The 12,696-nt window shown below is 34.1% G+C and carries 14 protein-coding genes; 9 read left to right on the forward strand and 5 right to left on the reverse strand.

Annotated elements, in window-relative coordinates:
- Positions 1 to 10: 10 nt before the first annotated feature.
- Both FHR28_RS02165 and FHR28_RS02170 read right to left on the reverse strand, forming a co-directional pair.
- Positions 11 to 874, reverse strand: coding sequence for a patatin-like phospholipase family protein (locus FHR28_RS02165; protein ID WP_166782750.1), 864 nt, complete (start codon positions 872 to 874; stop codon positions 11 to 13).
- Positions 875 to 881: 7 nt separating this feature from the next.
- On the reverse strand, positions 882 to 1,148 hold the full coding sequence (locus tag FHR28_RS02170) for a hypothetical protein (protein WP_004724087.1): 267 nt from the start codon (positions 1,146 to 1,148) through the stop codon (positions 882 to 884).
- A gap of 426 nt (positions 1,149 to 1,574) precedes the next feature.
- On the opposite strand from FHR28_RS02170, the gene FHR28_RS02175 reads away from it, so the two are divergent.
- The 9 genes from FHR28_RS02175 (at position 1,575) to FHR28_RS02215 (ending at position 10,288) form a co-directional block, all read left to right on the forward strand.
- Positions 1,575 to 4,211, forward strand: coding sequence for a type VI secretion system Vgr family protein (locus FHR28_RS02175; protein WP_166781843.1), 2,637 nt, complete (start codon positions 1,575 to 1,577; stop codon positions 4,209 to 4,211).
- Position 4,212: 1 nt separating this feature from the next.
- On the forward strand, positions 4,213 to 4,761 hold the full coding sequence (locus FHR28_RS02180) for a DUF4123 domain-containing protein (RefSeq protein ID WP_171527291.1): 549 nt from the start codon (positions 4,213 to 4,215) through the stop codon (positions 4,759 to 4,761).
- Positions 4,761 to 5,366, forward strand: coding sequence for a hypothetical protein (locus FHR28_RS02185; protein ID WP_166781845.1), 606 nt, complete (start codon positions 4,761 to 4,763; stop codon positions 5,364 to 5,366). Before FHR28_RS02180 ends, FHR28_RS02185 begins: the two co-directional genes overlap by 1 nt.
- A gap of 1 nt (position 5,367) precedes the next feature.
- The gene (locus FHR28_RS02190) at positions 5,368 to 6,714 is read left to right on the forward strand and encodes a M66 family metalloprotease (RefSeq protein WP_166781846.1); all 1,347 of its coding nucleotides are present in this window, start codon (positions 5,368 to 5,370) and stop codon (positions 6,712 to 6,714) included.
- A complete protein-coding gene (locus FHR28_RS02195; protein WP_166781847.1) occupies positions 6,711 to 7,319 on the forward strand; it encodes a transporter in 609 nt (202 codons plus the stop codon). Before FHR28_RS02190 ends, FHR28_RS02195 begins: the two co-directional genes overlap by 4 nt.
- A gap of 31 nt (positions 7,320 to 7,350) precedes the next feature.
- Positions 7,351 to 8,073, forward strand: a complete 723-nt coding sequence (locus FHR28_RS02200; RefSeq protein ID WP_166781848.1) for a hypothetical protein — start codon at positions 7,351 to 7,353, stop codon at positions 8,071 to 8,073.
- Positions 8,074 to 8,133: 60 nt separating this feature from the next.
- Complete coding sequence (locus FHR28_RS02205) at positions 8,134 to 8,817, forward strand: hypothetical protein (protein ID WP_166781849.1); 684 nt, start codon at positions 8,134 to 8,136, stop codon at positions 8,815 to 8,817.
- Positions 8,818 to 8,937: 120 nt separating this feature from the next.
- Positions 8,938 to 9,645, forward strand: a complete 708-nt coding sequence (locus FHR28_RS02210; protein ID WP_166781850.1) for a hypothetical protein — start codon at positions 8,938 to 8,940, stop codon at positions 9,643 to 9,645.
- A gap of 283 nt (positions 9,646 to 9,928) precedes the next feature.
- Positions 9,929 to 10,288 (forward strand): SseB family protein, encoded by a 360-nt coding sequence (locus tag FHR28_RS02215; RefSeq protein ID WP_166781851.1) that lies wholly within the window; start codon positions 9,929 to 9,931, stop codon positions 10,286 to 10,288.
- Here the strand turns inward: FHR28_RS02215 and FHR28_RS02220 are convergent.
- The 3 genes from FHR28_RS02220 to FHR28_RS02230 form a co-directional block, all read right to left on the reverse strand.
- Positions 10,285 to 11,220, reverse strand: a complete 936-nt coding sequence (locus FHR28_RS02220; RefSeq protein WP_178283385.1) for a tRNA dihydrouridine synthase — start codon at positions 11,218 to 11,220, stop codon at positions 10,285 to 10,287. The genes FHR28_RS02215 and FHR28_RS02220 overlap by 4 nt on opposite strands.
- 74 nt (positions 11,221 to 11,294) lie before the next feature.
- A complete protein-coding gene (locus FHR28_RS02225) occupies positions 11,295 to 11,813 on the reverse strand; it encodes a hypothetical protein (RefSeq protein WP_166781852.1) in 519 nt (172 codons plus the stop codon).
- Between the two features lie 21 nt (positions 11,814 to 11,834).
- On the reverse strand, positions 11,835 to 12,644 hold the full coding sequence (locus tag FHR28_RS02230; RefSeq protein WP_004724062.1) for a cytochrome C assembly family protein: 810 nt from the start codon (positions 12,642 to 12,644) through the stop codon (positions 11,835 to 11,837).
- Positions 12,645 to 12,696 lie beyond the last annotated feature (52 nt).

Below are 12,696 nucleotides of genomic sequence, written 5' to 3' on the forward strand. Positions count from 1 at the left end.
AATTTCGCTTTTAGCCTTTGTGTGCGTTACTCCAGTCTTCTATGGCTTTTTGTCCGCTTTCTAAGCCAACTTCATAGGTATATTGCAATTTGCGTTTATCTTTACATAAACGGCCTGCTAACTTTTTATTGTCAGGTGGGCAGATTTCAAAAATGCTTTGTTGAGTATTTTGGCGGATAAAATCGACAGTTTGGTTATAACGAGTACAGCGGTTTTTCAGACTATCTGCAAAGCCAGTATGTTGATTAAGCAAATATTTTGCCAAGAATTGATCTGCTTTACTGCTGGCTTTAAAGTAATTTTGTGTACGCGTACGAATCACCAAGAGGTTTTGTATATTTGCTTGTTGCGCTGCCCATTGAACAGGGAGAGCATCTGCGACACCGCCATCAAAATAAGGCTCTCCAAAAATTTCTACAGCCTGTCGTGTTAGATAGGGAATAGAACTAGAAGCACGTAATCCATCGATAATATTGTCTTTCCCAGCACGTAAATATTCAGGATAACCTGTACGAGCATGAGTCAACACCATATAAAAGTCAGGATTTTGACTAAATATGGCCTGTTGATCTAGAGGATTCTCTTTCTCGACAATATCCCACATCCACTGCATATCCAGTAAATCCCCACCTTTAAAAAAGCGAGCATAACGAATAAATTCAGGTCGAAGTGAATGGTCTAAATAGAGTTCGATATTGCGACCTTGTTGTCGAGCAAGGTAATTGGCGAGGTTTGTTGAACCAGAAGACACCCCAACAAAAAGATCAAAAGGGTTAAAATTTTGTTGTAGGAAAGCGTCAAGTACACCGCAGGTAAAAGCCCCACGCATACCGCCACCTTCTACGACAAGCGCATTACGTGAATCATTGATCATAGATTGTTTAGTTTGCATGTTCTGGCTGAGCTGAGTTGTGTGGCATGTTTTTCATTTCATCATTCGACATTTGCTGCGTGTCATGTGGAGGTGCTGTATCTGTATTCTCCGTCTGAGGCGTCGCTATCTGCTTATTTTGCTGACTCGGCATATAATCTGGTTCATTGGTTACAGCCATATAGAAGAATACAAGGAATAAACAGCTAAAGATTGTTGCGAAAATTACTGCTTTAGATTTCCACAACGGTTTCTTGGGAGAGTTAACATCGTTCATAGGAAAATTCCTAAAAGAATGAAATGTGTAGCTATTTTATAACATAAAGCAGTAGTAAAGTTGGCATTGCTATAAAAGACATAAATTAAATGAGGCTTATGTATATAAACACAACATGGATTGATCAGCATATGAATACATATCAGACATAACAAACAGGCTGAGATTAAAATTGAAATCAAGCATACAAACAAGATTATTTTGAGCTTGATTTTAGGTGTTTATGGAAATGAATAATGTTGATTTATTAGAAATATATGAATATTTAAACTACATTTTTAGTGAGATTATTTATTTAATTTTTCAACAATTAATCAAAAAATCTATTTGAATTTAAGTGTTTTTAGTAATGAAATTGTTTTTTTAAATAGAAAAATTTTAGAATTAATTTATAATAGAGGCAATTAAAACGAATAAATTATTAAAATGAACAGCTTAGTAAATAGCATTTATAAAATATTGGATCAGCTTGGACTAAACGCACAAAAACGAGCCTTGCATATCCAATTTAGCAATACAGACTTAAACAACCAAGTCTTCTTACAACGTATCGATGGACAACATGGTCTAAACCAAGGTGTGTCTGTTGAACTGATTTGCCTTGCCACTTCGGCTGTGATTCCGCTTAAACAATTCATTGGTAGCCAAGTGGCCATTGATCAAGTCACAGATCATGGACAACTGTTTCGTAGCACAGGGGTGATTACTGAAGCGGCACAAGGGCAAAGTGATGGCGCACTAACGTTATATAAACTCAAACTCGAAGATGCGACTTCACTGTGGCATAAGCGCCGTAACAGCCGAGTGTTTATGAATAAGTCGATTGTGCAAGTCATAGAAACGCTGTTTAAAGAATGGCAAGACAAAAGCCCACTCTTTGCATCGAGTCTAAGCCTCGATAAAAGTGGTCTTAAAAAAGATTACGATATTCGACCATTCATTATGCAGAGTAACGAAAGCGACTATGCATTTTTAAGCCGCTTGATGCGCAGTGAAGGGATCAACTGGCTGATTGATGAAGCGCAATTGATTGTGCCTAGTTCTGCGACTCAAATTCAGCCGCAAAAACTGCGTTTGGTGGATGATAACAGCGAATACAAAGCGCTAGAACGAAGAAAGATCCGCTTCCATCGTAGCAGTGCCACAGAACAACAAGACAGCATCACCAGCTTTATTGGGCAACGTAGCTTACAACCCACTGCTGTCCACGTACAACGCTGGCAAGCAGATGTGTTAGAGCAAGAAGAGGGTGCAGGCAGTGTTCAAAGCAAACACCAACATAGTCAAAACCAGAATAATGCCAGTCTCGGTTTAGAACAAGCTTGGCATATCAGCCCAGCATGGATTCAAGACCTAAATGGTGAAGATCAAGCAACTGCCTCAAATAACAATCAAATTGAAAAGATCAACCAAAACCTCAGCCATTATTACGATGCTCAATCTAAACAATTCGTTGCCAACTCCACTGTACGTGATGCGCAAGTAGGCTACTGGTTTGAGCTAAACGAACACCCAGAAATAGACCAACACAGTGGCTCAGACAAAGAGTTTCTGATCACGTCAAAGACATTCTATAACCAGAACAACTTACCCAAAGATCTGAATGAACAAATCAATCGCTTGCTCCAACAGAGCAATTGGGTCAATTCAAATGTAGACTCAAACAACCCAGAGCGCCAAGCCAATCAATTGGTGCTACAACGCCGTAATATCACCACTGTTCCCGAGTACCATCCATTACAACATCGTCCTAGTACCCATCCACAACGTGCCAAAGTGGTTGGGCCAAGTGGAGAGGAAATCCATGTCGATGAATGGGGACGTATTAAAGTTCGCTTCCTGTTTACCCGCAATGAAGATCATAGTCATGATGGTGGTGCTGGGAGCAATGACAACGACACCGATTCCGCTTGGGTGGATGTACTGACCCCATGGGCAGGTGAAGGCTATGGTGCACGGTTCTTACCGAGGATCGGTGAGATTGTGGTGATAGATTTCTTTGATGGCAATATCGATCGACCATTTGTGGTGGGGCGTATCCATGAAGCGCAACGAAGTCCAACGAAATTTGATGACAAAGGCCAATTGCCTGATACTAAAAAACTAGCAGGGATCAAAAGTCGAGAAGTTAAAGGCAGTGGCTATGGCCAGCTTAGATTTGACGATACCACAGACCAAATCAGCAGCCAGCTACAAAGCAGTCACGGCGCGAGTCAACTTAACCTTGGTAATCTGAGTCATCCTAAAGAAACTGATACCAGTGAAGGGCGAGGCCAAGGCTTTGAACTAAGAACAGATCAATGGGGAGCGTTACGAGCTGGGCAAGGCCTACTACTCAGTACCTATGCTCAAGATTTAGCTTCAGGCAATCACCTTGATGCAACTGCGGCGAAAAGTCAGTTAGAAAGCAGCCTAAATAATTCTAAAGCCTTAAGTGAAGTTGCTAAGAATCAGCAAACGGATCCACTGGATGTATTGGAAAATCTCAAGCAATTTCTTGATCAAATCGAAAAAGATGAAAAAGACAAAGCGGATGCATTTAAACAAGCTTTGATGATTTTGGCTGCACCAAATTCAATCGCATTGGCAAGCAATGAAGACTTACATCTTTCTGCGGATAAACAAATCAGTTATACAGCTGGTGATAGTATCAACCTGAGTACGCAAAAGAATTTAGTTGCACATGCACAATCAAAGATTAGTCTTTTTGCGGCACAGGAAGGGGCAAGACTTTTTGCTGGAAAAGGTAAGGTTGAGATCCAAGCACAAGGCGATGGTGCGGATTTGATTGCACGTAAAGGTATTCAAATCATTTCGACTGAAGAGATGATTGAGCTCAAGAGTCTCAAAGAAATTATTATCACCTCTGGTGGCTCTCAATTAAAGATTAATGGTTCAGGTGTATTTGTGACCACGGCTGCTAAGTTCGAAGTGAAGGCAGGGCAACATAGTTTTATTGGTGGAGCAAAAGTCGATTATTCACTTCCATCATTCTATGAAAATATCTGTAAGCCTTGTTTATTGGATGCAGCAAAGTTTGGAATGGCATTTGTTGATAAATAAAATGAAAAGAAAAATTGTTCCATTTAAAAATATAAAAAGCTGTATCGAAGATGATCAACATGATTTGAACATGTATTTAATCTTGGATGCGGCGCAAGTTTCAGATCAAACTTTGCACTTTATCAATACATGGCGAAATGACGCAAGGCTCGAGTTTTATTCATTATTTTCAGGTACAACGGAGGGCAATGCACCTTTTGAAGTTGCCCCTGTACTTGTCTTAATCAATGATTTAGAGGTGCTCGAAGAAGAAGGGTTTAGCTTTATTCATCAAACATGGAAAGATGAACAGGCTTTAAATCTGGTATGCAGTTCATTGGATTTGACTCAGTTTGTTAAAAAGATGAAACGCTATCTCACAGTAGAATTTCCTGATGGTACACAAAAATTATTTAGATGGTTTGATCCAAGAAATGTTAAAAAAATTCATAAAATACTGACAGATCAACAAGAAGATGAGTTTTTTGAGGGTATTACAAAATGGGTCATTTCAATTCGAAATTATCAGGATGTAGATTCTAATCAATTAATGGTATTGGAGAATGCATAATGCTCATACTCAGCCAAGAAAAATTATATGAATTAGATGTTGAGCAAAATAAAGAATTTTTATATGACCTTGTCTATGAAATTATAAAAGAAAACCCAGCCCTTAAACTGAATGGGCAATTTGATCAGCTATTAGAACCTGTCCAAAGCCTGATCAATCTATATATTGAAAAAGGCATCAATCAAATTTATACACTCAAATATATGGTGAAGAGCCATGTTTATTTGGGAATAGATTATGCAAATGATCCGCAATATCTTTGGCTCCAAAATGAAATGCAGCATTACAATATTGCGGAGCAAGTATCTTATGTGGATGCTTTTTATACACTTTTGGAAAGCTATAAAAGTGTGGTTTTAGGGCATGATTTTAAATTTGTTTTTAAAGCAATTGAGCAGTTAAATCAGAGTTTTAGTCATTCCAATCTTCAAGAAAATCTTTCAATTATTTATCCAGAAAAAATAGAGTTTTTAAAACAAAAAGATTTATTGGGTTCACTTCAAGAAAATTATTCCAAAGATATCCAATCATATAAAGAGTATGTATTGGGAAAAGAATTTCATCATAACGTTTTTATAAAAAATTTGATTAATTTGGAGGTTTAAGATGGGTGTTGGTGGTGCAAGTCCTGCAGCGGGTGCTTCATGTGCAACGTGTTTAAGGAAGTTTACGGTTCATTTTAGGCATAATGAGAAAGATTTCGATGGTGGTTATGGATTTGACTGGTTAAGAAATGAGTATGTTAATAATCTCAAAAAAGTAGACGGCATAAGTTATAAAAATACATTCAGAGGAAATATTTCAGATTTGCTTGCTATTTATTCGGAGGGTCAAAAGACATTAATACGGCCATATGGCTATAATTATATACCTGCATGGTTAGCAATTTTTCCAAAGACAACAAGTAAACAAAGTGCATCTGGTTCACAGGAAATTAATAAAAATGGTGTGGATTTAGATTTAGAAATTGTTCAATTAAGTAGTGATGAAAAAGATCCTCTTACTAGTGATGGAACTTCAATAGAATTATTAGCTACAAGTGATTTTATAAAATTAACTCCATCTAAATTTGATATTAAACATTTAATTAATAATAGGAAAAGTAGAGAAATTGATAAAACAAATAATAAAAATGAATTTTTTTATGAAAATAAAAAGATAATAAATATAAAATGTGAAGGTGGAGCTTTAAATCAGCATGAAGAGATAAATGTATTTGCGATAAAGAAAGGTGTAAGAGAAAAAGTAGGGAAATTAATGTTATATAAAAATAATGATATTCCAAAATTAGAACTTAATTTTATTGATGTAATTAGTGATAATAACTCACTAGATAAACCAAGTAGTTATGAATATTATTTGAAGTTTAAGTCTTACAATCAGGCTCTAATCAGAGCTGAGAAAAGATTAGAAACAAAATTTGATTTATTAGACTTAGCAAAGACAAATGAAGATGTTGCAGATTTTTTGGCAGAAGTAGCATCAAATAAACAATTAGATATTGATTATTTAGCAAATAGATTTGTAAATTTATTCGATAAATATGGTGGAAAATATAGACCAATAGAAGATAAAAAGTATTTAAATATAAATGATGATGGGCATACGAGAACTTATATATTTTATACAAATATATCTGCTGGGAATGTAAATGGATACGCCCCATCAAGAATGGAAGGTAGGCGAATGAAATGGGGAAATGCTATAGTCGTGTTTAAACAAGCACATACTAGATTGGATGTGCTAGTACATGAGATTGGGCATAGCTTAGGTCTGCCACATGTTTTTGAAAAAAATAACAATAAATTTGTATTTTATCAGGGGCAATCGGGGAATTTAATGGACTATACTTGGTTTTATGCAAAATCTAAACAGGTTGATAGTAAAATTACTAGAAAGTATTTTAGTAAGTTTCAGTGGGATATTTTGAGAAGTGATAGGAGTTTAAAGTGAAAAAATTATTTTTAACAATTTTTTTTGTTTTTTTTGTATCTTGTTCTTCTGAAAATAGAGGTGATGCTCAATTAGGGAGTATGAACACAAGTGAAAATAATATAAATGACCCATGCGCTAATGCGGATTGCACACCAGATAAATTTAATTCACCCTACTATAAAATTCCATATGAAAAATTAAGAGATTTAGAATTTTTAAATTATGAAGATTTTGGTGTCGTGTTGTTAAATAACGGTATTTTAAATGCTGAGATTTTAAAAGATTATAATTTTAAAGATAAAGATAATTCAAATTATATAGATTTTGAAAATGAAGCTATGTTAACAATTAATCCGAATCCATCAAATGGTAAGGTGAAATCAATAGATTATGATTTTTCTATGTGTTCATCAATCAGCTCAATAGATATAGATAGAATAAGGAAAATATTAAAAATATTTCAAAATAATAATTTAGAAAATAGTTTTTTTAAATTTGATTTTACTAAAAAAAATAATGAAGATTCTTTAACCAATACATCGTATGGGGAGAATGGAATTACTTATGAAATTTCATGTAATATTAAATCTAAAAAAGGTCAATTTCATATTTATAAGAAGTAGTAAATTTTTAATTTAAATGGGAGCTTAAATAATGATATTTATAAAAAGTAATTATAAAAAATATCATTTGGCTTTAATTTTATTTTTTATCGTTGGCTGTGTTGAAAATCTAATTTATTCACGTAGTAAAAGTGATGAGGTAATAAATAAATTTTGCCTTAATCCTGAGCCCAATATTAGTTTTGATATAAATAAATATTTACCATTTGAAAGTTCAATGGAGAGTCCTATAGAAAAAAACTTAGGAATAAAGGTTAGTGATTTTTATAATAAAATTCAAAAATCTACTTCCTTGAATAATATGAATGTATATGAAAATCAAGATTATATCGATATTGTTGATGATAACTACGATGTAGTAGGCAAAATTCTAATTATTTCAGCAGGCACTTATGTTAAATATATTAATTTTGAAGTTAGATCTGATCCCCAAATTTTTAAAGGAAAACTTATAAAAAGTGCACTTATAGATGTGATTTCTGCAGTAAGTGATACCGATTCTGAATTAATCTATGACAAAGTTTTAAGTAATTTAATTAACAATATTAAGGATGGTAAATTTAATCCTCGAACTGGTATATATTCAGGTTCTTTTGATGAGAATGAAGTTATATATGAAGTATCTACAATTAATAAAAAATTTATTGCAGCTAAAGTTGCTAGCGGGGAAATTAGAGATATCGATTGCAAAACTAAAAAATACAATGAGTATAAAGATTTGGAATTATCACTTTTTTCAATATTCAAACATTAATCTTAATGATTTTAGACATCAGGTATAATTATTTATTAGGTTATTAGCGATGGTGGTGTTATGAAATCTTTCATTTTGGTGATAGCTTTAATACATCTATCAGCTTGTTCATTTGGCTCAAATAAGGATAACTGTAGTTTAAAAAATAGTGAAAATTCAGATGTTGGAAATAGTTATGATGTTAAAGTTGGAAAAAATATTTATAGTTTTGTAGATGAAAATAGAATTTTTTTAAATTATGATCAAAAAGAAATAATTAACAGATATAAAAAATTAAATAGCAATTACATGGTGTTAAAGGTTATAGATAGCCTTTCTCCTGAAATAGGTTTTAGTGATGGTACTGTTAATAATAATGTGAAGAAGAGTTTTGATTACATTTCCCGTCTTTCAGCTAATAGTAACTTAAAGGGTAATCATATATTTTTTAGTAGTGATAACTATGTTCCTTATAGTGAGCAATTAGAAGAAAAAATTGTATCTATGGTTAAAGATCAGATTTATGTGGTAAGTGGTGATAACGTGGGTGGGGAAGATTTGAATAGTAAAGTTAGTACTTTTATAAAAAAACTAAAATGTAGTAATTCAAATGAGCCTGAAGTGGAAGAATGGAATGTAAATGATATGCACATTGTTTTGGAAGCTGATGGAAAACAAATTAAAAATAGGAAATATAATAGTTTGAATTTTTTTATTTATTTTACAAAGAAAACGGATAAAAAATATGAAACATCAATATATTAGTTTTCTGTATGTTTGCTGTTTAAGCTATCTTGGAATCTGACCAGAATGGTTTGCAGAGAAGGGTCAAGTCAATAGCTGTGCTTATACTGTATACTATACCAAAAATGACAGATAAAAATTATGAAAAATCATTATATTATTAAACTTAAAAGCGTATTTCTGATATTTTTTTCTATGACATCCTATAGTTTTGGAGCGAATGTAGAAAATCGAATTTTTAATTATGAAGATAAAGAAATATCAGCGTTATCTTCTGAAATAAATTACTCAAGATTTGCACCAGTAAACCAGCTTAATTTAAAAGCAATGCCTGTAGATTTAGATGAAATAATAAAGAACCTTGCAAAAATAGGTTATATCAATAGTGGTACAGTCTCGAATAGTAAACGCTATGAAGTGTTAGCATATGGATTGACGACCAAGAAAATTTATTTTTTTAATAATAACAGTCAAACATCTGATCTCTTTTCTGAGATTTATGCAACGAACTCTAAATTTAATCAACTCAAAAGCATTCGTCTAGGGTTAAGTGTTGAATACAATGGGAAAAGATTTAAAAAAATGAATACAGATCCGATTGTTCCCACAAGTTTTATTTCTGCTTTGAATGTGATTGATGAGAGGAAAGCAAAAGAGGTATATGTTTCACTAATGAATCAACATACTTTAAATATAAAAAATAATGTGAATGAGTATTGTGAATTTTTAGTGACGACGAGAGTAAATATTAAGGATTATTGGTTAGTATTTAATACTGAACTCACAAAGAATAATACTTATTTCAATATTTACCAAAGTAAAGGAATTCCTCAAAAATGTAATTTGTGAAATTCTTTGTTTGGAGTTTTTGCTTAGTCCCTTTTCTTGTATCCTGTGGTCATTATAAAAAAACTAATAGTAATGGTGATTTCGTGTCTCCTCAGCAGTAGATGCTTTATAAATATAGTTTCCTAAACGAGATTAAAGCTTTTATAATAATTCAAATTCAATAACTTAAATCTTGATAATTTAAAATTCGAAGCTTTAGGATATCCAATTGAGCACTCAGGTCAATTCCATATCTACCGTGAATAAGCTATATTAATGGCACCAAAAATAGACAATCAACAACATGCAAAATTTACAACAACTCTTTGTCAACACCCAAGAAAACTATGAATTGATCCCTGATTTTATCGATCTGCTTTTAGCATCGGATATTTATTGTTTAGGAACACAAGATCAGCATAAAAAAATTCAATTCCGTATTTTAGAAACACCAGAAGGCGATCAAGCAATACCATTCTTCATTGAACTAGAAACCATTCAAAATGATATTGGAGTCGATGCCGAATATATCACTTTAAATACACGGCAGTTTTTTGAAATGACTCAGGGTGCAACATTGGTATTGAATCCAACTTCTGAATTATCAAAAGAATTTCAACCTGAAGAAATTAAAGCAATTTTAGAGATTGATGAAGCAATTTAAAAATGTGCAGGATTCAATTTCTCCAGCACTTCATCAATTTTTTTCAACCGTTTGATTTCATCCCATAAGGCTTTGGCTTCGGGGTAATGCTTAGACATCATCCCAATCCATTGTTTATAACGGCCGACCATGTTCAGCTCTTTTTTATATGGGCCATTTAAAAAACGAATTTGTAAATTTAATAGTTCAGACCAAGTGATAAGTGGTTCATCCGTATTTTTACGAATGCACTGGGTGAGATCAGGTGTAGTCACAGCACCACGACCAATCATCAAATCTTGGCAACCTGATTCAAGTTGGCATTGTTTCGCATCAGCATTGGTCCAGATTTCACCATTGGCAATCACATTAATCTTGAGTGCTTCACGAATAGGCTGCAGCTGATCCCAAAATGCTGGAGGGGTGTACCCATCAGCTTTGGTCCGAGCATGGACAGTGACCCAAGCTGCGCCAGCATCTTCAATGGCATGCGCATTTTCAAGGGTAAAATTTCGGTCCATATAACCTAAACGCATTTTTGCAGATACAGGGATGTGTTTGGGTACAGCATCACGTACAGCCTTGACCAACTCATGTACAACTTCAGGCTCATCGAGAAGTACTGAACCACCTCTATGACGGTTTACTGTTTTAGCAGGACAACCAAAATTCATATCGATTGCAGGAGCACCTAATTCAGCAGCGCGTACCGCATTGGCTGCGAGCATTTCAGGATTATTTCCTAAAAACTGAACGTGTACTGGTGTGCCAGCAGCTGTCTTGCCTTGATTGTTTAATTCTGGACAATAGCTATGATAAACATGGTCAGGTAAGACCGAATCCGTTACACGGATAAACTCAGTCACGCACCAGTCAAAGCTACCGACATGTGTGAGAACGTCACGCATGATAGGGTCGGTTAAGCCTTCCATTGGGGCGAGTATAAGTTTCACAATTGTTACCTGATGAGATGAAAACAGCGTTATACGCATTTTTGTAGGAGATGTCTACCGATGCAAAATATATTCTAGGTCAGTGCTGAACGGGATGTTATTGAAAAGTTGATCCATAAATTTTCATGATCGAAACTTTCTACATAAAGTCGAATTTTTTGTTGTGGATACATGTTGTTTGAACCTAAACACGATTCACAATCCTTGTAACTGGCTAAACCATAAAACCTTTCGCCATATTGAACAATCACCCCTTGAGGGTAGAAACACACAATCTCGGTTTCAATATTTTGTCCAATTTTAAATTTGTTCTTTAATTCATTCCAATCACTTAAATATTTAGAGATTGATTGATTCCAAAAATTTAAAAACTCATCTTTTTCAATGGGAATAATTTCATCTAAAACATCAGAAAAACTTCTTTCAGGTAAGAAAAAATGCGCTTGTTCTATGTTTAAATTTGTATTGATGCTGAGTGAAGCTGTCACCAGAATTGATCTGAGGCAGTAATATTCCAGATCTAATTCATATAAAACAATTTCTTCTGCTTCTGTATCAATATATTTATAGTAAGAATACAAAATACTGCCCATTTTTGCTCAGTGCTGCGTTTATCAACGATGCAAAATCATTTCCAAAACAAATTTAGAACCAATAAAGCCAACTGCCAATAAAAAGAATCCAATCATGGTAAAGCGAATGGCTTTCTGACCGCGCCAGCCAAACTTATAGTGACCAATTAACAACGCACCGTAAACAAACCAAGACACAATACTAAACACAGTCTTATGTGCTAGGTGCTGTGCAAAGAAGTCATCAATGGTAAAGAAACCAAAACATAGGGCGACAGTTAATAAAACAAAACCAGTAATGAGCATATCAAAAAGTAAGGATTCCATGGCTTGATATGACGGTAAGAAGTTGACCCAAATACGTTTTTTTTGTTTCTTTTTGAGTTCACGGTTTTGAAACCAAATCAAAACGGCTTGTATGGTTGCCATGAGTAAAACGGCATAAGCAGATAAAGACAGAATGATATGGATGTCTAAACCGATAGAATGCTGTTCAATAAATTGATCTGGTTTACTAAAGCAAAAACCGAGAATCAAACCAAAGGCGGCAACAGGAATTCCAATCAAATTTAGTGAAAGAACAGGACGATAGGTACTGTAAAGCATACTTAGAACCAACATTAACGCAGAGGTAAAAGACATCAAGTTAAAGACGTCGTAATTAATCCCTAGTGGTGTAAGTATGTCGTTATGCAGTACACTTGCATGTAATATCAGCCCTAAACCTGACATGATGCCAATAAACCAAGGGTTTGCGGAACGTTTAGCCATTAAGTGCATGAACAAATACCAAAATGAAGAGGTATAGGCAATTAATGCTAAAATCGTATAAACCAAGGGTAGGCTAATCATGTCAAACCTTTTTCAGGATGATGAATATTCATGTTATAAGATATAAATTCCA

This window comes from Acinetobacter sp. BIGb0196, assembly GCF_011759595.1.
Taxonomy (GTDB): Bacteria; Pseudomonadota; Gammaproteobacteria; order Pseudomonadales; family Moraxellaceae; genus Acinetobacter; species Acinetobacter guillouiae.